This window comes from Enterobacter sp. Crenshaw (genome assembly GCF_024734705.1).
Lineage (GTDB): Bacteria > Pseudomonadota > Gammaproteobacteria > Enterobacterales > Enterobacteriaceae > Enterobacter > Enterobacter asburiae_B.
Genome location: NZ_CP102932.1, coordinates 2,400,226 through 2,422,852, shown reverse-complemented (window position 1 = coordinate 2,422,852; position 22,627 = coordinate 2,400,226). Strand labels below are relative to the sequence as shown.

Below are 22,627 nucleotides of genomic sequence, written 5' to 3'. Positions count from 1 at the left end.
CAAGATTTAGAACTGGTAGGTCAGACCCAGCGCAACGATGTTGTCGGTACCGATGCCTGCCTGGCGAGTGAACTGGTTGTCGTCGAGCAGGTTGATTTTGTAATCCACGTAGGTGGACATGTTTTTGTTAAAATAGTAGGTCGTGCCAACATCGATGTATTTAACCAGATCCTGGTCGCCGAAGTTTTCGATGTCTTTACCTTTGGACTGCAGGTAAGCAATGGATGGACGCAGGCCAAAGTCGAACTGATACTGAGCCACAACTTCGAAGTTTTGCGCCTTGTTTGCAAAGCCGTAGATGTCGCTGCGGTTACCGTTAGAGGTACCGAAGCGGGTTGCGTTATAGGTCTGAGAATACTGTGCAGCAAGGTAAATGTTGTTCGCGTCGTATTTCACGCCACCGCTGTAGACTTCAGCGCGGTCGCCTTCACCGTATACGCCAGCCGCATTCTGGTCAGCGGTACGACGTGAAGAGGACATTGCGCCACCCACGCTGAAGCCTTCACCCAGATCGTAAGTCAGGGACGCGCCGTAGCCGTCGCCGTTCTGGTTCAGCAGGCTGCGACCGCTGGTGTTTTCACCGCTTACGCTGCCGTTTTTACCCTGATACTGCAGAGCAAAGTTCAGGCCGTCAACCAGACCAAAGAAGTCCTGGTTACGGTAGGTCGCAACGCCGTTTGCACGAGACTGCAGGAAGTTGTCGGCACCGTAGGTGTCGCCGCCGAATTCTGGCAGAACGTCGGTCCAGGAGGTCACGTCGTAAATTACGCCGTAGTTACGACCGTAATCAAAGGAGCCTGCTTCCGCAAACTTCAGACCGGCAAACGCCACACGGGTCCAGGACTGGTTGTCGCCTTCGTCTTTGTTACCCTGAATCTGATATTCCCACTGGCCGTAGCCGGACAGCTGGTCGTTAACCTGGGTTTCGCCCTTGAAGCCGATACGCATGTAGGTTTTATCGCCATCTGCGCCAGCGTCATCAGAGAAATAGTGCAGACCTGTTACTTTACCGTACAGATCCAGCTTGTTACCGTCTTTGTTGTAAATTTCGGCAGCGTTAACAACGCCTGCTGCCAGCATGGAAGTGACTGCCACTGCAACTAATTTAAGTTTCATCTTAAATGTTCCTTATAATTTTTTTGAGTATTTCCTGAACCACTGTGAACGATTTCTAAACGAGGCTGCTCGTCAATGGCATGCTATTTTTAAAAATCTCGTAGTCTTATTTCAATAATAAGTTTCAAAATATTAGAGATAATTTCAATTAGTGTGATCTCGATCGTGCAAAAAGGCGATTATTCAAACAATGCGACCGAATTTCATACGATTAATAATTATGTGTTCTGCGGGACTATTGCTATCGCTATAATTTCTGCGTGTTTTAGTCTATTACGTTAGATTTCGGTATTATCGATGCTTTGAGGGGGTTGTTATTACTGTTTTGACTTAATAACAGTAGGTTAGGGGTAAATCACAACGTATATTGCGAATATTGCCATGAACACGTCAGAAATGAATTATTGCACTCAATGCTATCCATGGCGTTAATATTCGCAGTTAATTAATTCCATAGTGTTGTCAGTTTGTGTCAATTATCTTTTCTGCCGCTTACAGAAGGCGGCAAATATAAATCGAATTTAAACGGAAATGCGATAATTATGATAAATATTCTGAGGAGCGATCACACTTTAAATTTATGTTAATTATGTTGCCGGACTGAAATTCGCCCGGCCGTTAGAGAAGCATTATTTTCTTGTTGCGTACCAGCAGAGCAACGACCCGGCGCAGACCATCAGCGCGCCTTGCCAGAACGAGAATGAGAGGGGCGAACTCAGCACTGCGGCGGCAAGCGCGGCGGAGAGGACAGGGGTAAAATAGGATACGGCAGCGAGTACCGTGACGTTACCGTGAAGGATGCCAATATTCCATGCGGCGTATCCAAACCCAAGCGCGATACCGCACATGACGAGTTTCACGACCACCGGAAGCGTGAACACCATCTCGGGCTGATCGCTCAGGAAATATTTCACCCACAGGCTCAGCGCGGTCAGCAAAACAAACAAGGTAATGCCGTTTTGTCCTTTCGCAAATTTGCTGGTGACCGTGCAGTAGGCGGCCCAGATAAAGGCGCCGGCAAACGCCAGCGCGTAGCTCAGCGGGCTGGAAACGATATTGCGGGTTATTTCATCAAGATGTAAACCCTGTTCTCCGCCCAATACCCAGCAGACGCCCAGCAATGAGACGGCTAAGCCGGGGATCACCCACAGGGTCGATTTCTGCCCGTTGAACAAGATGGCAAACACAATGGTCAGGCTTGGCCAAAGGTAATTGACCATGCCCACTTCAATAGCCTGCGATCGCGTGGCGGCATAACCCAGCGACAGCGCCAGGCATATTTCGTAGCTGACAAATAAAACGCTGCCGGCAATAAGATAGCGGGGTGAAAACCGCCTGATATCAGGAAATCCTACCGTCACCAGACACAGTAATCCGCTCAGCGTGTAGATCATTGCCGCACCGCCTACCGGGCCCAGTCCCTCACTCACGCTGCGAATAAGGCCGACCATGGTGCTCCATAACAGTATTGCCGCCAGCCCAATAAGCGTTGCTCTCTTTCTGTCCATTACTTCGCCATTGCAATAAAAATCAGAGGAAAAATGTATCGCATTCATCCTGACGCTGTCGCCAATTATTCTCTTAAACCGTTAATCAAAAAGGAGTATTTAAAGGTTCCGGGGGTGACTATTAAGGGGGTGAAGGCAGATGACCTTGATTTGACGCAAAAAAATCAGGGGCTTTGCTGTTAGTTTGCGGCGCGAAGTCTTATATGAAAACGAGGACAACAATGGACGTCAGCCGCAGACAATTTTTTAAAATCTGCGCGGGCGGTATGGCCGGAACAACGGCAGCCATGCTGGGATTTGCTCCCAAAATGGCGCTGGCTCAGGCACGCAACTATAAGCTGCTGCGCGCAAAAGAGATCCGTAACACCTGCACATACTGCTCCGTAGGTTGTGGGCTTTTAATGTATAGCCTGGGCGATGGCGCGAAGAACGCCAGAGAAGCGATTTACCATATTGAAGGGGATCCGGATCATCCGGTGAGCCGCGGAGCGCTTTGCCCGAAAGGGGCGGGGCTGCTGGACTACGTTCACAGCGAAAACCGCCTGCGCTACCCGGAATACCGCGCGCCGGGTTCCGACAAGTGGCAGCGTATCTCCTGGGATGAGGCCTTCTCCCGTATTGCCAAATTAATGAAAGCCGACCGCGACGCCAACTTTATTGAAAAGAACGCCCAGGGCGTAACGGTTAACCGCTGGCTTTCCACCGGGATGCTGTGCGCGTCTGCGGCGAGTAATGAAACCGGCATGCTGACGCAAAAATTTGTGCGCTCTCTCGGCATGCTGGCGGTAGACAACCAGGCGCGCGTCTGACACGGACCAACGGTAGCAAGTCTTGCTCCAACATTTGGTCGCGGTGCGATGACCAACCACTGGGTTGATATCAAAAACGCTAACGTCGTGGTGGTGATGGGCGGTAACGCCGCGGAAGCCCATCCGGTGGGGTTCCGCTGGGCGATGGAAGCGAAAAACAACAACGATGCGACGCTTATCGTCGTCGATCCGCGCTTTACGCGTACGGCATCGGTGGCCGATATCTATGCGCCAATCCGCTCCGGTACGGACATTACGTTCCTGTCCGGCGTGCTGCTGTACCTGATCGAAAACAACAAAATTAACGCGGAATACGTTAAGCACTACACCAACGCGAACCTGCTGGTGCGGGATGATTTTGCCTTCGATGACGGGTTGTTTAGCGGCTATGACGCCGAAAAACGCCAGTACGATAAAACGTCCTGGAACTATCAGTTCGATGAAAACGGCTATGCGCTGCGTGATGAAACACTGACGCACCCGCGCTGCGTGTGGAACCTGCTTAAGCAGCACGTTTCCCGCTACACGCCGGAGGTGGTGGAGAACATCTGCGGTACGCCGAAAGCGGACTTCCTGAAGGTGTGTGAAGTGCTTGCTTCCACCAGCGCCGCCGACAGAACCACCACGTTCCTCTACGCGCTGGGCTGGACGCAGCACACCGTCGGCGCGCAAAACATCCGCACCATGGCGATGATCCAGCTGCTGCTCGGCAACATGGGGATGGCGGGGGGCGGCGTAAACGCGCTGCGCGGGCACTCCAACATTCAGGGGCTTACCGACCTCGGTCTGCTTTCCACCAGCCTGCCGGGCTACCTGACGCTGCCGTCGGAAAAGCAGGCGGATCTGCAAACGTATCTTGAGGCCAATACGCCGAAAGCAACGCGGCCGGATCAGGTGAACTACTGGAGCAACTATCCGAAGTTCTACGTCAGCCTGATGAAATCCTTCTACGGCGACGCGGCGCAGAAGGAGAACGACTGGGGCTTTGAGTGGCTGCCGAAGTGGGACCAGGCTTACGACGTCATCAAGTATTTCAACATGATGGATAAGGGCGACGTCACGGGGTATATCTGCCAGGGCTTTAACCCGGTGGCCTCCTTCCCGGACAAGAACAAAGTCGTTCGCAGCCTGAGCAAGCTGAAGTACATGGTGGTTATCGATCCGCTGGTGACCGAAACGTCCACCTTCTGGCAGAACCACGGGGAATCGAACGATGTCGATCCGGCGTCGATTCAGACCGAAGTGTTCCGCCTGCCGTCCACCTGCTTTGCGGAAGAGGACGGTTCAATCGCTAACTCTGGCCGCTGGCTGCAGTGGCACTGGAAAGGCCAGGATGCGCCGGGCGAAGCGCGTAACGACGGCGAAATCCTGGCCGGGATTTACCATCGCCTGCGCGAAATGTACCGCACCGAAGGCGGCAAGGGCGCTGAGCCGCTGCTGAAGATGGGCTGGAGCTACAGGCAGCCTGACCATCCTGAGTCAGAGGAAGTCGCCAAAGAGAACAACGGCGTGGCGCTGGCGGATCTCTATGACGCCAGCGGCAACCTGGTGGCGAAGAAAGGCCAGCTGCTGAACAGCTTCGCGCTGCTGCGCGATGACGGCACGACGGCGTCGTCCTGCTGGATCTACACCGGCAGCTGGACGGAGCAGGGCAACCAGATGGCCAACCGCGACAACGCCGACCCGTCAGGGCTGGGCAATACGCTGGGCTGGGCATGGGCGTGGCCGCTGAACCGTCGCGTGCTGTACAACCGCGCGTCTGCAGACGTAAACGGCAGGCCGTGGGATCCGAAACGTATGCTGATCCAGTGGAACGGGGCGAAGTGGGCGGGGAACGATATCCCGGACTACAACAACGCCGCGCCGGGCAGCAACACCGGGCCATTCATCATGCAGCCGGAAGGGTTGGGACGCCTGTTTGCCCTCAACAAGCTGGCAGAAGGGCCGTTCCCGGAACACTACGAGCCGATGGAAACGCCGCTCGGCACCAACCCGCTGCATCCGAACGTGGTCTCCAGCCCGGTGGTGCGTATCTACGAAGAGGACGTCCTGCGCTTAGGCAAAAAGGACAAGTTCCCGTACGTAGGGACGACCTATCGCCTGACCGAGCATTTCCACACCTGGACCAAGCACGCGCGGCTTAACGCTATCGTGCAGCCGGAACAGTTTGTGGAGATCAGCGAGACGCTGGCGAAGGCGAAAGGCATCGCCAACGGCGACCGCGTGAAGGTAAGCAGCAAGCGCGGCTTTATTCGCGCGGTGGCGGTGGTGACGCGTCGTCTCCAAAGCCTGAACGTGCACGGCCAGCAGGTGGAAACCGTCGGGATCCCGCTGCACTGGGGCTTTGAGGGCGTGGCGCAGAAAGGCTACATCGCCAATACCCTGACGCCAAACGTCGGCGATTCCAACTCGCAAACGCCGGAGTACAAGGCGTTTCTGGTCAACATCGAGAAAGCGTAAGGAGCGATTCAATGGCGATGGAAACACAAGACGTTATCAAACGCTCCGCGACCAACCCGATTACCCCCGCGCCCCGCGCGCGGGACTATAAGGCAGAGGTTGCCAAGCTTATCGACGTCTCCTCCTGCGTGGGCTGTAAGGCCTGCCAGGTGGCCTGCTCGGAGTGGAACGATATCCGCGACGAGGTGGGGCACTGCGTGGGGGTCTACGACAATCCGGCGGATCTGAGCGCCAAATCCTGGACGGTGATGCGCTTTAGCGAAACCGACCAGAACGGCAGGCTGGAATGGCTCATCCGTAAAGACGGCTGTATGCACTGTGAAGATCCGGGCTGCCTGAAGGCGTGCCCGTCTGCCGGCGCGATTATTCAGTACGCCAACGGTATCGTCGACTTCCAGCAGGACAACTGCATCGGCTGCGGGTACTGCATCGCGGGCTGTCCGTTTAATATCCCGCGCCTCAATAAAGAGGATAACCGGGTATACAAATGCACCCTGTGCGTGGACCGCGTCAGCGTCGGGCAGGAGCCTGCGTGTGTGAAAACCTGCCCGACAGGGGCGATCCACTTCGGCACTAAAAAAGAGATGCTGGACGTGGCGCAGGCGCGAGTGGACAAGCTGAAAGCGCGCGGCTACGAGAATGCGGGCATTTATAACCCGCAGGGCGTGGGCGGTACGCACGTGATGTATGTGCTGCACCATAACGACCAGCCGGAGCTGTACCACAACCTGCCGAAGGATCCGGCGATCGATACCTCCATCAACCTCTGGAAAGGGGCGCTTAAGCCGCTTTCGGCGGCGGGCTTTATCGCCACCTTTGCCGGGCTGATTTATCACTACATCGGTATCGGGCCAAACAAAGAGGCGGATGAGGACGAGGAGGAGCATCATGAGTAAGTCGAAAACGATCGTGCGCACGAAGTTTGTTGACCGCGCCTGTCACTGGACGGTCGTGATTTGCTTCTTCCTGGTGGCGGTATCGGGGATTTCGTTCTTCTTCCCGACGCTGCAGTGGCTGACCGAAACCTTCGGCACGCCGCAGATGGGGCGCATTCTGCACCCGTTCTTCGGCGTGCTGATTTTCGTGGTGCTGATGTTTATGTTCGTGCGCTTTGTCCACCACAACATCCCGGACAGGCAGGATATCCCGTGGGTGAAAGGGATCGTCGAAGTCCTGAAGGGCAACGAGCATAAGGTCGCGAAGGTGGGGAAATACAACGCCGGGCAGAAGATGATGTTCTGGACCATCATGAGCATGATTTTTGTGCTTCTGGTGACCGGCGTGATTATCTGGCGTCCGTATTTTGCGCACTATTTTCCGATTCAGGTGATTCGCTACGCGCTGCTGATCCACGCCACCTCGGCCATCATTCTGATCCACGCCATCCTGATCCATATGTATATGGCGTTCTGGGTAAAGGGATCGATTAAAGGGATGATTGAAGGGAAGGTGAGCCGCCGCTGGGCGCAGAAACACCACCCGCGCTGGTATCGTGAAGTGGAACGACTGGAAGCGAAACGGGAAAGCACGGAAGGAATGAAGTAAGACCTGCGCCGTCGGCTTTGCCCGGCGGCGCTGCGCTTGCGCGGGCCTACGTTATGTATTGGTCACTAACGCATCTATCGCCGCGATAACAGTACTTCTCGCGCTGCGAAGATTACATACATAATCTTTATTATTTAGTTTCTATTTTTCCACGTGTGTTATGCCAGCGGTGTTAAGGAAATATCGCTCGAAATCAATATTCACTAAAGGCATCGCGGCATTGATATGTCCACGTAGATAGCTATGGTAGCTCAATGGAATAATCAGTCTTGTTGATAAATCATCATAATAGTCATGTTGAATTATCATAAAATAAGGCTGGTAGTCCCGTGTTCTTTCTGAAGGGTTACGGTAAATGTCAAACTGAAAGCACATTAAATCCCTCCAAAGAAAGGATCGTCTGATAATAATCCCGCTTTAGCCGTAAATTCATTTATGGCTTTTATGAATTTTTTATCTTGCTGACGATCTCGTCTTCGAGCCTCTGGTGTCCGAGCTTCACGGGAGACTCCACTCGCTATGCTCTCCCTTTTGCCATAGTCTTTGCTTCGGTTTGGCTTCATTTTCAGCTCCTTTGTTGGTGCGGTCATTATCAACCGCAGCCAACAAAAAACAATACCGTATCCCCTGGTAATCTACATTCTGCGAGGCGTATTCCAGTAATTTTAGAACCGCTCTTCCACATACCGGAACGGATATTTTGTGGGTTTGACTTTGCCGATTTTACGCTTCGGTAAATCCACCTTTTCGACATGAATTTCTTTATAGGGAATTTGGGTGAGCAGGTGAGAAATAATATTCAGGCGCACGCGTTTTTTATCTTCTGAACGCGCTACAAACCACGGCGCCCAGGCGGTATCTGTCGCTTCAAACATGGCGTCGCGCGCGAGGGTATACTCGTCCCACAGGTTAAAGGACTTAATATCCATCGGCGATAGCTTCCATATTTTACGACCATCGTTAATACGGTCGCGCAGGCGGCGCTCCTGCTCTTTAGGCGTGACCTCCAGCCAGTACTTCAGCAGGATAATCCCGGCATCCACCATCGCTTTTTCCATCACCGGCGCACCATCAAGAAACTTCTCAACCTGCTCGGGGGTGCAGAATCCCATTACCCGCTCGACACCCGCGCGGTTGTACCAGCTGCGGTCGAAAATGACGATCTCCCCGGCGGCAGGCAGATGGGGAACATAACGCTGAAAATAGAGCTGGGTTTTCTCTTTCTCGGTGGGTGCAGGGAGGGCAACAACGCGAAACACGCGAGGGCTGACGCGCTCGGTGATCGCTTTAATGGTGCCGCCTTTACCCGCTCCGTCGCGTCCTTCAAAAACAATACACACCTTTAGCCCTTTGGCGACGACCCACTGCTGGAGCTTAACCAGTTCAACGTGGAGGCGACGTAGCTCTTGTTCGTACTCTTTGGTCTTTAACGGAGCATTCTTTACGACATCAACAGCGACACTGGTTTTCTTTTTGCTTCCCATGATGGTCATCCTCAGATTGTCCGGCGCGGAAAAAAGCGAGGCCGCACTATGAAGTGTAATCCACCTGATATTATACGTATTGTTTTTAGGTAATTAATTTAACAACACTTTTTCAAGCAGTTACTTAGGTATTCACGAAGGTGCTTAGCACCCGTTCCCCTTTTAGAACGTCACGGATGCGAAAAATCAGCACGTTTAATCCCACACGCTAAATGTGGTTAGCGTGATAATTTCGGTCTTATTTACTTAAAGGAACTAAGAATGAGTTGGAATAAAGAAGCTGCTGTTTCACACCTCCGATCACGCGCTCTCGGTCGTTCACATAACGAATGTGCAACGTTTACCAGGGAAGCAATAAAAGCAGGTGGCGTCAGGCTGGAGAGAACGCTAAACGCAAAAGATTACGGGCCATCATTACTGCGAGCGGGATTTCATGAAGTTCCGCCGGGTTCTACATTATTAAGTGGCGATGTTGCTGTCATTCAACCCTATCCGGGCGGAAACTCAAGCGGACATATGACAATGTATGACGGCACACAGTGGATTTCCGATTTCCGACAACACGGCATGTACCCTGGACCGGGGTATCGCGCGGCTCAACCGTCTTTCAAAATTTACAGGAAGAATTGATGCGAGCTGCAATGGTGTTGTTTGCGTGTCTGCTTTCCGCATGTACTTTTAAGCCCGATATCAGCGCTTCAGACCGCGTCCGAGCTTTCTACGCAGCATATCTACCGACCCTTACCAGTAGTGACAGAGAATTCCCACTATCGGAAATGAGCGAATATGTCTCTGCAGACACGCTCAAGAGACTGGACGATATAGAGTCGATACCCGAACAAGATTTACTTGGCTCTGATTACTTCGCTTACGCGCAGGATTATGACCCGTCGTGGATATCGGCGCTCACTGTCGGTACCTCGAAACCCCTTTTGGGTGGTGAGGTAATGCCAGTTTGGATTGGTAAGGAAAACGGCGGGAAGTTAGAACTGGAAGTTTTCGTTCGGCGTGAGGCTGATAAATGGAAGATATACAGGGTCCGTGATGTAAGCGATAACTATGAACATCCAATATTTAACTCGGGTGCAATAACTCGCGTGAAGTCTGCTGCTGAAAGCGGCCTGTAAAGAATAAACCTCACAAGCCCTGGCACCTGCCGGGGCTTTTTATTGCGCGCGTACCAGGTGTACGGAGCGCGCCCGGTCGTGCTTTCGGCACATCCAGTTAAGGCCCACCATTAGCAATTTAAACAAGCAGATAGAGAGATGTCTCATGTAATAAAATAGCGGTGTATTAAATGTAAAAGGACGAGTTTTTCTTACGAATCCCCTCGTCCCTTTGCTTCAATTAAGCTTTACTTTGCTTCACTTGGGAAAAAACTGCTCCAACATTTTCGCTAGATCTGGCTTTCCTAACGAATTTAACTCGCTAAGTAAGTTATCGCGGCAATCTTGGGTGAGTTTTGTAGCAATCAAGCCAATAAGTAATTTGATTGCAGTAATTTCTCCGTTAACGTCGTCAAAGGTTTTAGTGCTTGTGTTTAGCTTAATATTCACATCATGATGCGGCATAAAAAAATTCCTTATCAAGAGGTTATCAGCCATTCCTCTTTGCTGATTGCACCCATGTTGCTGCATGGGTGAGCTGAGGCTTGATGGTAACTAAGCACGCTAATAATAACCTTGATCATAATGCGGATTTTCAATGTAAGTGACCTTATAGTGCGTCCTACGGGACGCATTCATTAAGACCGCTGACAGGTTTTTTGCTTAACGAACAATCACGAGCACCCAATTTTCAATGCTGGCGCTATTACACGCGCTAAATCAGCGGCAGAAAGCGAACTGTAAAAGCTAAACCTTAAAACCTTTGAAGCCCTGACACCAGTCGGGGCTTTTTGTTTACCATTCCCGCCGCGTAGCAATGGGAGAAAACTCCTGAATTAATGGATTAACCTGCCAGCCAACGGATTTGAGCTGGCTCACCATACAAGATTATCCAATAATGCCCGTCGCGAGTGATTAATCAGTGGTTGAGGTATGAAAAAGACAATTTTTTCGTTGGCGCTTGGCACATTTGGCCTGGGAATGGCCGAATTTGGCATTATGGGCGTGTTAACCGAGCTGGCACATGACACCGGTATTTCGATTCCCTCCGCCGGGAATATGATCTCGTTTTATGCGTTCGGCGTGGTGATTGGCGCCCCGATTGTGGCGCTGTTCTCAGGCAAGTTTTCGTTAAAAACCACGCTGCTGTTTCTGGTGGCGATGTCCGCTGTCGGCAATGCCCTGTTCACGTTTTCCACGTCCTATTTCTGGCTGGCGGTGGGGCGGCTGATTTCCGGCTTTCCGCACGGGGCTATTTTTGGCGTCGGGGCGATTATCCTGTCTAAAATTGCGCCTCCGGGTAAGGTGACGGTCGCGGTGGCTGGGATGATCGCCGGCATGACCGTGGCGAATCTGGTGGGCGTTCCGCTGGGGACCTGGCTCGGGCACCAGTTTAGCTGGCGCTATACCTTTTTTCTGATTGCCGTGTTCGATGCGCTGGTGATCCTTTCGGTTCTGCTCTGGGTGCCGGACATCCGCGACACATCAGAAATCAAATTAACCGAGCAGTTCCACTTTCTGAAAAAACCAGAACCCTGGCTGATCTTTGCCGCCACCATGTTTGGCAACGCCGGGGTGTTCGCGTGGTTCAGCTTCGTTAAGCCGTTTATGGTCAACGTCTCCGGTTATTCAGAAGGGATGATGACGGCCATCATGATGCTGATGGGGCTTGGCATGGTGTTGGGCAATCTGTTGAGCGGTAAGCTCTCGGGGCGTTTTAGCCCGCTGCGCATTGCGGCCACCACCGACATGGTGATTGTCGCCTCGCTGCTGCTGCTTTTCGCCTTTGGTGAACTGAAAACGGCCTCGCTGATCATGGGCTTTATCTGCTGTGCCGGGCTGTTCGCGCTCTCTGCGCCGCTACAAATTCTGCTTCTGCAAAATGCGAAGGGCGGTGAGATGCTGGGTGCGGCAGGGGGACAGATGGCGTTTAATCTCGGCAGTGCGATTGGCGCGTACTTTGGCGGAATGATGATTGTCCTCGGCTTTAGCTGGCGTTACGTCACGCTGCCGGCGGCAATACTTTCTTTCTCGGCCATGAGTGCACTGCTGATCTATGGTCACCTGCGGGCCAGACGGGCTCAGGCTAACGCTCGCGCGCTAGCCTGACAGGCTTCAGGCAAGCCAGGGCTCACCCAGGGTCAGCATCAGGCGGTTGGCCCAGGCGAAGAACGCGGCGGATTGCACCAGATCGAGCTGCGCTAAGGTATCCAGCGCCTCTTTTTCCAGCGCGGCAAGGTGCAGCGGCGAGGCGGCAGGCGGCGTGACCGACAGCGCCGCCGCAAAATCGATTTCCGCCTGCCAGCGTGCGGATTGCCCCTCGCTCAGGGACCGCCCCGGCCGCACGGCCAGCAGGGCTTCTACCGCCGCGTCATCCTTTGACAGCTGGCTGGCTTTACGCGCATGGACAGATGCGCAGTAAATGCAGCCGTTGATTTTACTGGCGACCGTTGCGGCCAGCTCGCGCTCGGCGCGCGGCAATCCCCCCGATGTATAAAAAATGCCTTTATCCGTTAACGTGCGCTGTTCAAGCACCGGCAGGTTGCGCGCCAGCAGGCGGAAGTACTCGGAATCGGTATGGCCAAATTTCGCCAGGATGGCAACCTCATCGTCACTGAAATCCGCCAGCGGTTTGGCCGCTATCCACGGTTCCCATCCCAGCTCCTGCTGGGTGAACGCGACGGGGGCCGCCTTTCCGGTGACCGTTGTTGCGGTCGTGTGCCAGATGCCTGCCGCCACCGGCGCATCGCTTTTGGCGACGGGCCTGTCATTCAGCAGCCGCAGCCCGGTGATGAGTCGGCTCTGGAAGCTCACAAACGCAATAAGCTGCGCCAGGGTAACAATGCCTTCCTTGCTCCATCCCGCCTGGGTCAGCGCCCTTAACGCTGCGGGCGTCGCTTCGACGGGGGAGAACGTCAGCAGCCGCGCGAAATTCAGCGCCGGGGTCAGGCGTTCTGAGGTGGGGTCGGCCAGGCCAAACCCCGCATAGTGCGCGGCCAGCGCCTCAGCGCTGTGCCACCTGGCGACTTTTGCCGCCACGGCGAAGCGCTCGTCGAGTGCAAAATCAGCATTCTGCTGGCTAAAGAGAATTTCGTAGCTGCCCTGCGCGTGGCGCGTGGCGGCATCACGCGTGGCGCGCGCCTCTGCCAGAGGGGAACCGGGTTTAATTTCCGCCAGCTCGGCGAGAATGTCCTGACTTAACGACATAGGTGTCTCCTCAAAGGATGTGGGGGGCAATACGTTCGGCGATCAGTTCGATGGACCGCAGCGTGTCGCGATGCGTGGGTTCGACGGAATGGACCTGGAATGAGATATCCGTGGCGCGCCTGAGAATGGAGTCAGCATTCAGCGAATGCAGCACCGTGTCGGGCGAACCAATATGCGCGTCAAACTGGCGGCGATAATCAGTGACGTTGTCACCTTTAACCACGTGCCCGGCAGCGCGATGCTGCTGGGCCTGTTTCGTGAGGCCCGGCGTTGCGACCCTGAGCGCATAGTCGTCGCTGTCGGCGACGAACGCCGTACGGGAGGCCAGAATGCGCGGTGCGATGCCCGCAGGCAGCGCCTCAAGGTAGGCATCCACAATCGGGTTCTGGATCTCGTCGAGCGTTAAATCCAGCCGATCTGCCGGGCGCGGCTGCGTGCGGGAGAGCATTAAACCGTGTCCGGCCCGGGCGGCGCGAACGGCTCCGTCAACAGAGAAGGTGGCAATCCAGATACGGTCGGCCAGCTGTGGCGCAGGCGGGTAAAGGTGGTTATCCGGATGGGTAAGCGAATCCCCGCGCCAGGCGCTCTGGATCACATGCAAATGGTCAGCAAAGGCCGCGCCGCGCTCCTCGAACGTCAGGCCGAACGGCAGAAATGAGGTCGGTGTGCCGCCCGAACCAAAACCGACCTCAAGACGACCATCGGCGAGTAAATCGAGCACGGCGGCATCTTCCGCGACGCGCAGCGGGTTTTCCATCGGCAGGGTAATGATGGCCGTGCCCAGACGGATGGTTTCGGTATGCGCGGCGACGTGCGCCAGAAACAGCAGCGGCGACGGCAGGCCGCCTTCACTTTCGTGGAAGTGGTGCTGGGCAATCCAGGCGCTGTCAAAACCGTGGCGTTCGGCGTGGCGGATCTGTTCAGTTGCCAGACGATAGCGCTCCTTCGGCGCAGCGTCGTCAAGCAGGCGGGTGAAAAATCCCAGGCGTTTTCGCGTCATGCGAACTCCTCCGTAGCGGGTGAAAAATGGGGAATGGCGTCAATCAGCTCGCGGGTATAGTCGTTCTGCGGCGACGCGAATAAGGTTCCGACGTCGCCCTGTTCGACCACCTGACCGCCGCGCAGCACCGTGACGCTGTGGGCGATCCGGCGGACGGTTGACAGATCGTGCGTGATAAAGAGGTAGGTCAATCCCAGCTGCTGCTGCAGCTGCTGAAGCAGAGCCAGGATCTGCGCCTGCACGGTGACGTCCAGCGCGGAGGTGGCTTCGTCCAGCACCAGAATGGTCGGCTCCAGGATCAGCGCCCGGGCGATGGCAACGCGCTGGCGCTGTCCGCCTGAAAGCTCCCGGGCGGTGCGGGTCAGGAATTCGACGGGCAGGGCAACCCGCTGCGCCACCGTCTCCACCCGGAGCTTTCGCTGCGCCTTACTGAGGCGAGAAAAGTTCTTCAGGGGCTCCTCGATGATCTCGAACAGCGTCTGACGCGGGTCGAGAGAGGCAAACGGGTTCTGGTAGACAAACTGGATCTTCTGGCGCAGCTGACGTCGGGCCTCGCGGCTGAGCGCGGTGGCATCAATATCATCAATGATGACCTGCCCGCTGTCCGCCTGTTCAAAACCCAGCAAAATACGGGCGAGGGTGGTTTTCCCGGAGCCGGATTCACCGACCAGCGCATGCGTGCTGCCGCGCCTGACGTCAAACGTCACCCGATCCAGCGCCTGAAGCTGATGACCTTTGCCCAGGGAGAATTGCTTGCTGATGGCGCGGGCGCGAATGGCCGGCGACGCGAGCGGGAGACCGGCTACCGGGGCGATGGTCAGGCGCTGGCCCTGGAGATCGCTCAACAGCTGGCGGGTGTAGGCGTGCTGCGGCGTGCGGACGATATCGGCGGTGTTGCCCTGTTCCTGAACCTCGCCATCGCGAAACACCAGCAGCCTGTCCGCGCGCTGTGCGGCCAGCGCCAGATCGTGGGTGACAAACAGAACGGCGGTACCCGACTCCCGGCGCAGGATATCCAGCAGATCGAGAATACGTTTTTGCACCGTCACATCCAGCGCGCTGGTGGGCTCATCGGCAACGATCACGTCCGGGCGCAGCGCTATCGCGATGGCAATCAGCACGCGCTGTTTCATCCCGCCGGAGAGCTGATGGGGATACTGCGTCATGCGCTGTTCGGGGTGGCTCAGGCCGACCTTTGTCAGCAGGGCGAGCACCTGCTCGTCGCGCTCGGCGCGGGTCACCTTCTGGTGGAGCTGAACGATCTCTCCGACCTGCGCCCCGATGGTCTTCACCGGGTTGAGCGAATTACCCGGATCCTGCGGTACCAGGCTAATTCGCGCGCCGCGAAGGGTATCGAGGCGCTTCGCGGACCATCGGCTAATCTCCTCGCCGTTGAGCGATATTTTTCCCGCATCGCGCCGGGCGTTATCGGCCAGCAGGCCAATGATCGCCTGCGCCGTGGTCGTCTTGCCGGATCCGGATTCGCCGACGAACGCCAGCATTTCCCCTCGTCCGAGCGTGAAGCTGACGTTATGCACCACCTCTCGCCACTGGCGAGCGGAACGGTAGCTAATCGTCAAATTTTCCACTGAGAGAACGGTCATTAGCGACCTCCGCTGAACTGTTGGCTGATACGGTTGGTGGCCAGCACCACGGCGATGACGACCACGCCGGGGAAGGTGGTGAGCCACCAGGCGGTAGAGAGATAGTTACGACCTTCGGCGATCAGTAAGCCCCATTCCGGCACCGGCGGCGGGGTGCCGTAGCCGAGAAAGCTCAGCGTGGAGAGCGCCAGGATGGCCTGACCAAACTGCAGCGTGGCAAAGGCGAGGACGGCGGTTAACGCGTTGGGCAGGATGTGTCGCCACAGCACGGCGAAAAACGTCCCGCCGCTGCCAAACGCCGCTTCGACATAATCCGTATGGCGGATACGCACCACTTCACCGCGCGCGAGGCGGGCGAAGCTGGCAATGGAGGCAACGCCGACGGCAATCGCGGCGTTAACGGTGCCAAACCCGAGCAGAATAATCACCGTCAGCGAGAGCAGCAGAGACGGGATGGAGAGCAACACGTCGACGAAGCGCATCAGCAGAGACTCGACGCGCCCGGCGAACGCCCCGGCGATCACCCCTAAGCCGGTGCCGACCACCAGCCCCATCGTCACGGCGGCCAGCGCCGCGCTCAGGGAATGGGAGGCGCCATATACGATACGCGTGTAAACATCGCGGCCAAGCTGATCGGTGCCGAGCCAGTGACCGGCCTGCGGTGCCAGGCGCTGCGCCCCGGCGATGCCCTCAATCGGGCTGTAGTGGGTTAACTGGCCGGGCGCCACGGCAGCAAAAGCGGCGAGAATAATCACCGCCCATGCCAGCCACAGTCCCGGCTGCCATTCCACTCCCTGCCAGGCTGGAACGCGTTTTCGCGCGGCGGCCGCGTAATCGACCAGACTCATGATGCACCTCCGGTAACGGTTTGCAGACGGGGATCCAGCAGCGGCATCAGCAGATCCACCAGCAGATTGATCAGGACAAAACCGAGGGCGGAAATCATGACCACCGCCTGAAGCACGGCGATGTCCTGATTATTCACCGCCTGCTGGGTCAGCTGCCCGAGCCCGCTGCGGCCAAAAACGGTTTCGGTGATCAGTGCCCCGGCAATCAGCTCGCCCAACAGCAGCCCGGCAATGTTCAGGACCGGCAGCAGGGCGTTGCCGGTCACGTGATGCCACAGGACGGCGGTTTCACTCAGCCCTTTGGCACGGGCGACGGCGACAAACGGCTGCGTCGCCACCTGGTCCAGACTACGCATCAGAATTTGCGCCAGCGGGGCGGAGATCGGGATCGCGACGGTCACGATCGGCAGGATCAGCCCCTGCAACGGCGTCGGGTTAATCACCGGGATCAGCCGCAGCTGAAAAGAAAAAAGCTGGATGAGGGCAATCCCCAGCCAGAACGTCGGTAAGGAGATAAAAAGGACCGGCAGAGACTGAAGGGTATTGCTCAGCCAGCGCAGACCCGGCAGACGGGATGCAAAGGCCAGCGCAAAGGCCAGCAGGACCGCGAGCACAAACGCGGGCAGGGCGAGGCTCAGGGTATCCGGCAGATTGCTGGCAATCAGCTCGCTGACCGGCACGCCTGCCTGTAGCGAATAGCCGAAATCCCCGCGCAGCATCGCCAGCAGCGTGTGACCGTATTGCTGCCACAGCGGGCTGTCCGCGCCGTAGGCCACGCGCATCTCCTCGATTTGCGCCGGGCTTAAGCCCAGGTCCGGGTTCTGAAATTTAATCAGCACCGCGTCGCCCGGCAGCACCTGGAGCAACACGAACGAGAGGGTAAAGGCGGCCCACAGTACCAGCAGCCCGTGCCCAAAGCGTTGAAGAAGTGCGTGGCGCATCGTCAGCTCCTCAGTGTTTCTCAATCCAGGCGCCGTAGAACGACGGGCGGCCTACCGCTTCAAAATTGACGCCTTTCAGCCACGGCGCGCCGGCAAAGACCTGCGGCTCCTCGAAAATCGGAATGACGTAGGCGTTATCCAGCAGGTAGCGCTGGGCGTCCCCCGCCAGCTGCAGGCGTTTTTGCGGGTCGACCTCTGCCGAAATGTTCACCAGCAGTTCATTCAGCCTGTCGTCACGGAAGTTTTTGACCTTGTCGCTGGATCCGCCTTTTTGCAGCAGCGCGTCGCGGTTAGCCGGGTAGAACATGCTTTTCACCACGTCCGGATCGGCGCGGCCCACTTCGGAGACGGTTAACGGGGTTTTCAGCGGGTCAAGGTTATCCAGCGTGCGGCTGCCTGCGTCTCCGGCTTTGACGCTCAGCGCCACGCCCACCTGGCGCCACTGCTGGGCAACCAGCTGCAGCACCTCTTTGTTTTGTGGCTGCGGCAGGGATTCATACACCGTCAGCGCCAGACGTTGGCCGTCTTTGGCGCGGATCCCGTCGCCGCCTGCTTTCCAGCCCGCCTCGTCCAGCAGCTGGTTGGCTTTTGCCGGGTCAAAGGTCAATTTGTCGCTGAGATCGACAAAGCCTGCGGCGGAACCGGCAATCACGGACTTCGCCTGCGGATAGTTGGCCGAGAAGAGGGTTTCGACCACCTGTTTTGCATTGGTGGCATGCAGCAGCGCCTGGCGAACGCGAATATCGGAGACCAGCGGGTTATCCGGGCGGAAGCTGATGCTGTCGTTCACCCCGCGCGTCGGGGCGGCGTAGATCTTATAGCCCCGATCGGTCGCCTGCTTTTCATCATACGCCTGCACCTGGCGAATAAAGTCTGCCTGACCCGCCAGCAGGGCGCCCACGCGCACGCTGTCTTCCTGGGTCACGATAAACTTGATGCCGTCGAGATTGGCTGGCCCCTGCTGCGCCAGATTTTTCGGCCCCCACTGGTAGTCTTTGCGCGCTTCGAGCGTCACTTCACGACCCAGCTTCTCGTCCTTCACCACAAACGGGCCGGAACCAATGATGTGGCGGGCATCTCCCAGCTCTTCGAAGTTGCGCTTCAGCGTGCTGAGCGAGACCAGCCCCGAGCCAATGGTGGCGGTGCCCTGCAGGAACCCCGGCGACGGTTTTTTGAAGTAGAACTTCACGGTCAGCGGGTCGATGACTTCGCTGCGATCGTAGTTATTGATCACTTCTGACACCGGCAGGCGCTGCGCCTTGTTGCCTGAACCGTAGGTATCAAAGTTTTTCGCCACGGCGTTGGCGTCCAGCGGCGTGCCGTCGGAGAAGGTGATGCCGGGACGAAGCTTAAAGGTGTATTCGGTTTTATCGGCGTTGGTGGTCCAGCTTTCGGCCACCCAGGGTTCCACCTGCAGCGTTTTTGGGTTCTGCCACGTCAGTTTGTCGGTGATTTGATTCAGAATGCCGCCGTTCGGGTAAAAGCCACCGGCAGGCGGATAGAGGTTGGTGTGCGCCTGTTGCTCCAGATAAATCAGCGTGCCGCCTTTGACGGGCGCATCTGCTGCCCAGGCTGCGGTTGTCGCCAGAATCAGCGCCGTCAGCAGCGGCAGACGAAATGGGGTTTGCATGGTGAATTCCTTTGTTATCTTCTTGTTAGCGTCGGATTCATCATCGGGCGCGGGGGAAAACAAGGGAACCAAGGAATTAAGATAAGGATTGCCGGAAAATGGCTATAAAAAAACCGCCCCAGCGAGGAGCGGTGATGAAAGATGAACGATTATGAACGTAGGTCGATCACCATACGGCCGCGGATCTGGCCCTGTTCCATCTCTTTAAAAATGGCGTTGATGTCCTCAATTGGACGCATCGTGACTTTCGGCACCACCTTACCTTCAGCGGCGAACTGGAAGGCTTCCTGCAGATCCTGACGGGTGCCGACCAGCGAACCCACCACCTGGATGCCGTCCAGCACCAGACGCGGAATGTCGAGGCTCATCGCTTCCGGCGGCAGGCCAACCGCGACCACGCGGCCACCGGCACGCACGGCGTCAACGGCGGAGTTAAAGGCCGCTTTTGCGACGGCAGTGACGACTGCGGCATGCGCGCCGCCGGTTTTCTCCTGCACAATTTTCGCGGCGTCTTCGCTGCGGGAGTTGATGGTTAAATCCGCACCCATGCTGGCCGCCAGCTTCAGCTGTTCGTCGTTAACGTCGAGAGCGATGACTTTGGCGTTAAAGACGTTTTTGGCGTACTGCAGCGCAAGGTTGCCCAGACCGCCCAGACCATAAATTGCAATCCACTGGCCCGGTTTGATACCCGAGACCTTCACCGCTTTGTAGGTAGTGACGCCAGCGCAGGTGATGCTGCTGGCCGCAGCGGATTCCAGACCATCCGGCACTTTTACGGCGTAGTCAGCGGTGACGATGCACTCTTCCGCCATGCCGCCGTCAACGGAGTAACCGGCATTTTTCACGTCGCGGCACAGGGTTTCGTTGCCGGTATTACAGTATTCGCAGTGGCCACAGCCTTCAAAAAACCAGGCCACGCTTGCGCGGTCGCCCACTTTCAGCGACTTCACGCCGGGGCCGACTTCTTTTACGATACCAATCCCTTCGTGGCCCAGGATAACCCCGGTTTTATCGCCGAAATCACCGTTCTTCACGTGGAGATCGGTATGGCATACGCCACAGCATTCCATCTTCAGCAGGGCTTCCCCGTGCTTTAGCGGGCGTAAGGTTTTTTCGGTGATATTGACCTGATGATCCTGAGTGACAACAGCAGCCTTCATGTGTATCTCCTTGTTCATGATGAGTATCTGCATAGCAGGTGTAATACTCCTCAAGGATTAGTGGTTTGGCGCTGTAATGCAAGGCAACGGCAACATAATGTCATTATTTAATCCATTTTCAGAATAAGAATACGGCGTTCCTCTAATAATTTAGGGGGAAAATACTGGCCCGACGAGAGACTCGCCGGGCGCAGACTTACAGCTGTGCCTCTATCTCCTCAATCTCTTTACGCCATTGCGCCTGCAGCTGCGGCTTTTGATGCTTCGGCTTACGCGCCAGATCGTCTTCCAGCAGCGCTTCCAGCGCGACCAGCCGTTCGAGCAGATCGTCATACGGCGAGGGTTGAACCGTCGCCGCGTCGATGGCGGGCGCGGTGGATGTCGCCAGCCCCGCGCTTTCACGCAGGCGCTCAAACACCGCTTCTGCATCGTGCCACTCGCTCAGCTTTCCCTCTTCAATCAGCCAGAAACGGTTGCAGCTTTGGCTAATTAACTGACGGTCGTGGCTGACCAGCAGAACGCCGCCTTCAAACTGCTGAAGGGTTTGCGCCAGCGCCTCTTTGCCTTCCATGTCGAGGTGGTTGGTCGGCTCATCCAGCATCAGCAGGCTGTAGCGGGCAAGCGTCAGGCCAACGAACAGCAGGCGCGAGCGCTCGCCGCCGCTGAGCGTGCTGACCGTTTGCCCGTGACGCGACCACGGGAAACCCGCGCTTATCAGCGCCATTTTGCGGTTCTGCGGATCCGGTGCGAAAGGCTCCAGCGCGTCGAGCAGCGTGGCGTTGTCCGCAAGCTGGTGAAGCGTCTGGTCGTAATAGCCTGGCGACACGCGCGGATGGATTTTCAACCCGCTGTTTGCGGACTCATCGGCAAACTGTTGCCAGATAAGCCTCATCAGCGACGATTTGCCGCAGCCGTTACGACCGACAATCGCCACGCGATCGCCGCTTTTTAGCCGCGCCATTTCGATGCTGAATAACGCCGGCAGGCCAGGTGCAGGAGGAACGTCGAGATTCTCCATTTCCAGCAAACGGTCGGCCCGCAGCGCGTCGCCGCGCAGGGTTAACGTCCACGGGCTGCCTGCCGTGAGCGCCGTCTGGCTCTCCTTCAGCCGTTCGACCTGTTTTTCCATCTGTTTGGCTTTGCGGGCAAGATCTTCGTTGTCGTAAACCTTGCCCCAGGTCGCCAGCCGCTTCGCGCTGGCGGACACGCGGTCGATCTCCTTTTGCTCCGCCTTGTGGCGCTGCGCGTCGCTTTCATCCTTTGCTTCAAGCGCCTTGCGGGCGGCCGTGCAGGGAAGGGCGAAGTAGTGCAGCGTTTTATCGCGCAGGATCCAGCTGCCGTTAGTGACGGCATCCAGCAGCTGTCGGTCGTGCGAGACCAGCACGAAGCTGCCTGACCAGTTCTGCAGAAAGTGTTCCAGCCAGAGCATGGTCGGCAAATCAAGGTGGTTGCTGGGTTCATCGAGCAGGAGCAGATCCGGCTCGTGAATCAGGGCCCGCGCCAGCAGCAGGCGCGTGTGCTGCCCGCCGCTCAGCGTGGCGGATTGCAGCGCCATATCCTGCGGCGTGAAGCCCATGCCTGCCAGCAGCGTTTCGGCTTTCCAGCGCAGGCTATCGCGCTCGGCAAAAGGCAGCTGTGCGAGTACGGCATCCAGCATGGTCAGCGGGAAAATGGCGTCCGGAAGATGTTGCTCCACGCGCGCCATCAGGCAGTGTCCGGCCAGCGCTACCGTTCCGGCGGCGGGGGAGTCAGTGCCGTCCAGCACCTTCAGCAGCGTACTTTTGCCGCAGCCGTTGTCGCCCAGCAGGCCAATGCGGTCGCCTTTTTTCAGCGTAAAGGAGAGTGAGTCGAAGAGCGTGCCAAACGCCGTATCAACGCGTAAAGATTGTGCAGTGAGTAAAGTGCTCATTGTTGCTTACCCAAGAGTTACAGGCATGTTTATGCCTCGTCAAACATCGCTGACGATAACTCAGTAAGCCCGAGAGAAGGGATTTCAGGGGTTGGTGTCTTCGCTCAAGCAGAAGTTATCGCAGCACGATACCGATAACGCTTGAGCTGGTGCGATCACCAAATGTATGTGAAACATTGAAAATTTCACAGTACAGCATAATTGGCCTCCTTATATATTCAGTAGGTTAATGGATGAAGGGAGTGTAGCGGGGGAAAGGGGGTTTGGCTAGTGGGTATTCAATGGTGCGTTCTGATGCCC

At 56.5% G+C, this 22,627-nt stretch carries 20 protein-coding genes; 6 read left to right on the top strand and 14 right to left on the bottom strand.

Going from position 1 to position 22,627, the window contains the following annotated elements; genetic code table 11:
- Window positions 1-6: 6 nt before the first annotated feature.
- On the bottom strand, window positions 7-1,116 hold the full coding sequence (locus tag NWV12_RS11625; protein WP_033145646.1) for a porin OmpC: 1,110 nt from the start codon (window positions 1,114-1,116) through the stop codon (window positions 7-9).
- Window positions 1,117-1,745: 629 nt separating this feature from the next.
- Window positions 1,746-2,624 (bottom strand): aromatic amino acid DMT transporter YddG, encoded by an 879-nt coding sequence (yddG, locus tag NWV12_RS11620; RefSeq protein WP_033145645.1) that lies wholly within the window; start codon window positions 2,622-2,624, stop codon window positions 1,746-1,748.
- Between the two features lie 221 nt (window positions 2,625-2,845).
- Here yddG and fdnG point away from each other — a divergent pair, with 221 nt between their 5' ends.
- The 3 genes from fdnG to fdnI are packed head-to-tail and all read left to right on the top strand — an operon-like array spanning window position 2,846 to window position 7,438.
- On the top strand, window positions 2,846-5,893 hold the full coding sequence (gene fdnG / locus NWV12_RS11615) for a formate dehydrogenase-N subunit alpha (protein ID WP_101744558.1): 3,048 nt from the start codon (window positions 2,846-2,848) through the stop codon (window positions 5,891-5,893).
- An 11-nt stretch (window positions 5,894-5,904) separates the two neighbouring features.
- The gene (gene fdxH, locus NWV12_RS11610) at window positions 5,905-6,789 is read left to right on the top strand and encodes a formate dehydrogenase subunit beta (RefSeq protein WP_048981264.1); all 885 of its coding nucleotides are present in this window, start codon (window positions 5,905-5,907) and stop codon (window positions 6,787-6,789) included.
- On the top strand, window positions 6,782-7,438 hold the full coding sequence (gene fdnI / locus NWV12_RS11605; protein WP_047060941.1) for a formate dehydrogenase-N subunit gamma: 657 nt from the start codon (window positions 6,782-6,784) through the stop codon (window positions 7,436-7,438). The genes fdxH and fdnI overlap by 8 nt, the downstream gene beginning before the upstream one ends.
- A gap of 141 nt (window positions 7,439-7,579) precedes the next feature.
- Here fdnI and NWV12_RS11600 read toward each other — a convergent pair whose 3' ends face one another.
- The 3 genes from NWV12_RS11600 to ppk2 form a co-directional block, all read right to left on the bottom strand.
- A complete protein-coding gene (locus NWV12_RS11600) occupies window positions 7,580-7,813 on the bottom strand; it encodes a CcdB family protein (protein WP_258321455.1) in 234 nt (77 codons plus the stop codon).
- Window positions 7,813-8,001, bottom strand: coding sequence for a type II toxin-antitoxin system CcdA family antitoxin (locus NWV12_RS11595; RefSeq protein WP_048981265.1), 189 nt, complete (start codon window positions 7,999-8,001; stop codon window positions 7,813-7,815). Before NWV12_RS11595 ends, NWV12_RS11600 begins: the two co-directional genes overlap by 1 nt.
- 102 nt (window positions 8,002-8,103) lie before the next feature.
- The gene (ppk2, locus tag NWV12_RS11590; protein WP_033145639.1) at window positions 8,104-8,922 is read right to left on the bottom strand and encodes a polyphosphate kinase 2; all 819 of its coding nucleotides are present in this window, start codon (window positions 8,920-8,922) and stop codon (window positions 8,104-8,106) included.
- 261 nt (window positions 8,923-9,183) lie between these two features.
- On the opposite strand from ppk2, the gene NWV12_RS11585 reads away from it, so the two are divergent.
- Both NWV12_RS11585 and NWV12_RS11580 read left to right on the top strand, forming a co-directional pair.
- The gene (locus NWV12_RS11585) at window positions 9,184-9,552 is read left to right on the top strand and encodes a hypothetical protein (RefSeq protein WP_075204853.1); all 369 of its coding nucleotides are present in this window, start codon (window positions 9,184-9,186) and stop codon (window positions 9,550-9,552) included.
- Window positions 9,552-10,049, top strand: coding sequence for a YbjP/YqhG family protein (locus NWV12_RS11580; RefSeq protein WP_101744557.1), 498 nt, complete (start codon window positions 9,552-9,554; stop codon window positions 10,047-10,049). The genes NWV12_RS11585 and NWV12_RS11580 overlap by 1 nt, the downstream gene beginning before the upstream one ends.
- A gap of 237 nt (window positions 10,050-10,286) precedes the next feature.
- On the opposite strand, the gene NWV12_RS11575 is transcribed toward NWV12_RS11580, so the two are convergent.
- Window positions 10,287-10,526 carry a hypothetical protein gene (locus NWV12_RS11575; RefSeq protein ID WP_048983639.1) on the bottom strand — a complete coding sequence of 80 codons (240 nt, stop codon included), beginning with the start codon at window positions 10,524-10,526 and terminating at the stop codon, window positions 10,287-10,289.
- A gap of 435 nt (window positions 10,527-10,961) precedes the next feature.
- On the opposite strand from NWV12_RS11575, the gene araJ reads away from it, so the two are divergent.
- Window positions 10,962-12,137 carry an MFS transporter AraJ gene (gene araJ / locus NWV12_RS11570; protein WP_048981269.1) on the top strand — a complete coding sequence of 392 codons (1,176 nt, stop codon included), beginning with the start codon at window positions 10,962-10,964 and terminating at the stop codon, window positions 12,135-12,137.
- 6 nt (window positions 12,138-12,143) lie between these two features.
- Here araJ and NWV12_RS11565 read toward each other — a convergent pair whose 3' ends face one another.
- The 8 genes from NWV12_RS11565 to NWV12_RS11530 all read right to left on the bottom strand — a co-directional run bounded on the left by NWV12_RS11565 (window position 12,144) and on the right by NWV12_RS11530 (window position 22,327).
- On the bottom strand, window positions 12,144-13,235 hold the full coding sequence (locus tag NWV12_RS11565) for an alkylhydroperoxidase domain protein (protein WP_048981270.1): 1,092 nt from the start codon (window positions 13,233-13,235) through the stop codon (window positions 12,144-12,146).
- A gap of 10 nt (window positions 13,236-13,245) precedes the next feature.
- Window positions 13,246-14,235 carry a putative FMN-dependent luciferase-like monooxygenase gene (locus tag NWV12_RS11560; RefSeq protein ID WP_033145634.1) on the bottom strand — a complete coding sequence of 330 codons (990 nt, stop codon included), beginning with the start codon at window positions 14,233-14,235 and terminating at the stop codon, window positions 13,246-13,248.
- Window positions 14,232-15,839 carry an ABC transporter ATP-binding protein gene (locus tag NWV12_RS11555; RefSeq protein ID WP_048981271.1) on the bottom strand — a complete coding sequence of 536 codons (1,608 nt, stop codon included), beginning with the start codon at window positions 15,837-15,839 and terminating at the stop codon, window positions 14,232-14,234. The genes NWV12_RS11560 and NWV12_RS11555 overlap by 4 nt, the downstream gene beginning before the upstream one ends.
- Window positions 15,839-16,687 (bottom strand): ABC transporter permease, encoded by an 849-nt coding sequence (locus NWV12_RS11550; RefSeq protein WP_048981272.1) that lies wholly within the window; start codon window positions 16,685-16,687, stop codon window positions 15,839-15,841. Before NWV12_RS11550 ends, NWV12_RS11555 begins: the two co-directional genes overlap by 1 nt.
- Window positions 16,684-17,628, bottom strand: a complete 945-nt coding sequence (locus NWV12_RS11545; RefSeq protein ID WP_048981273.1) for an ABC transporter permease — start codon at window positions 17,626-17,628, stop codon at window positions 16,684-16,686. Before NWV12_RS11545 ends, NWV12_RS11550 begins: the two co-directional genes overlap by 4 nt.
- 10 nt (window positions 17,629-17,638) lie before the next feature.
- Window positions 17,639-19,258: a TIGR04028 family ABC transporter substrate-binding protein gene (locus NWV12_RS11540; protein WP_048981275.1), complete on the bottom strand. Its 1,620-nt coding sequence runs from the start codon at window positions 19,256-19,258 to the stop codon at window positions 17,639-17,641.
- Between the two features lie 149 nt (window positions 19,259-19,407).
- Entirely contained in the window at window positions 19,408-20,418 is a 1,011-nt protein-coding gene (gene adhP / locus NWV12_RS11535) for an alcohol dehydrogenase AdhP (protein WP_033145630.1), read from the bottom strand.
- 196 nt (window positions 20,419-20,614) lie between these two features.
- Window positions 20,615-22,327: an ABC-F family ATP-binding cassette domain-containing protein gene (locus NWV12_RS11530; RefSeq protein WP_048981276.1), complete on the bottom strand. Its 1,713-nt coding sequence runs from the start codon at window positions 22,325-22,327 to the stop codon at window positions 20,615-20,617.
- Window positions 22,328-22,627: the final 300 nt, after the last annotated feature.

What these genes read in the sequence shown, in the direction of transcription:
- NWV12_RS11545 (WP_048981273.1), bottom strand. Translation starts at nt 17,628, where the DNA reads ATGCGCCACGCACTTCTTCAACGCTTTGGGCACGGGCTGCTGGTACTG.
- NWV12_RS11600 (WP_258321455.1), bottom strand. Translation starts at nt 7,813, where the DNA reads ATGTGCTTTCAGTTTGACATTTACCGTAACCCTTCAGAAAGAACACGG.
- fdnI (WP_047060941.1), top strand. Translation starts at nt 6,782, where the DNA reads ATGAGTAAGTCGAAAACGATCGTGCGCACGAAGTTTGTTGACCGCGCC.
- NWV12_RS11530 (WP_048981276.1), bottom strand. Translation starts at nt 22,327, where the DNA reads ATGAGCACTTTACTCACTGCACAATCTTTACGCGTTGATACGGCGTTT.
- NWV12_RS11550 (WP_048981272.1), bottom strand. Translation starts at nt 16,687, where the DNA reads ATGAGTCTGGTCGATTACGCGGCCGCCGCGCGAAAACGCGTTCCAGCC.
- NWV12_RS11595 (WP_048981265.1), bottom strand. Translation starts at nt 8,001, where the DNA reads ATGAAGCCAAACCGAAGCAAAGACTATGGCAAAAGGGAGAGCATAGCG.
- NWV12_RS11625 (WP_033145646.1), bottom strand. Translation starts at nt 1,116, where the DNA reads ATGAAACTTAAATTAGTTGCAGTGGCAGTCACTTCCATGCTGGCAGCA.
- NWV12_RS11585 (WP_075204853.1), top strand. Translation starts at nt 9,184, where the DNA reads ATGAGTTGGAATAAAGAAGCTGCTGTTTCACACCTCCGATCACGCGCT.
- NWV12_RS11560 (WP_033145634.1), bottom strand. Translation starts at nt 14,235, where the DNA reads ATGACGCGAAAACGCCTGGGATTTTTCACCCGCCTGCTTGACGACGCT.
- NWV12_RS11540 (WP_048981275.1), bottom strand. Translation starts at nt 19,258, where the DNA reads ATGCAAACCCCATTTCGTCTGCCGCTGCTGACGGCGCTGATTCTGGCG.
- NWV12_RS11555 (WP_048981271.1), bottom strand. Translation starts at nt 15,839, where the DNA reads ATGACCGTTCTCTCAGTGGAAAATTTGACGATTAGCTACCGTTCCGCT.
- NWV12_RS11575 (WP_048983639.1), bottom strand. Translation starts at nt 10,526, where the DNA reads ATGGCTGATAACCTCTTGATAAGGAATTTTTTTATGCCGCATCATGAT.
- araJ (WP_048981269.1), top strand. Translation starts at nt 10,962, where the DNA reads ATGAAAAAGACAATTTTTTCGTTGGCGCTTGGCACATTTGGCCTGGGA.
- NWV12_RS11580 (WP_101744557.1), top strand. Translation starts at nt 9,552, where the DNA reads ATGCGAGCTGCAATGGTGTTGTTTGCGTGTCTGCTTTCCGCATGTACT.
- adhP (WP_033145630.1), bottom strand. Translation starts at nt 20,418, where the DNA reads ATGAAGGCTGCTGTTGTCACTCAGGATCATCAGGTCAATATCACCGAA.
- NWV12_RS11565 (WP_048981270.1), bottom strand. Translation starts at nt 13,235, where the DNA reads ATGTCGTTAAGTCAGGACATTCTCGCCGAGCTGGCGGAAATTAAACCC.
- ppk2 (WP_033145639.1), bottom strand. Translation starts at nt 8,922, where the DNA reads ATGGGAAGCAAAAAGAAAACCAGTGTCGCTGTTGATGTCGTAAAGAAT.
- yddG (WP_033145645.1), bottom strand. Translation starts at nt 2,624, where the DNA reads ATGGACAGAAAGAGAGCAACGCTTATTGGGCTGGCGGCAATACTGTTA.
- fdxH (WP_048981264.1), top strand. Translation starts at nt 5,905, where the DNA reads ATGGCGATGGAAACACAAGACGTTATCAAACGCTCCGCGACCAACCCG.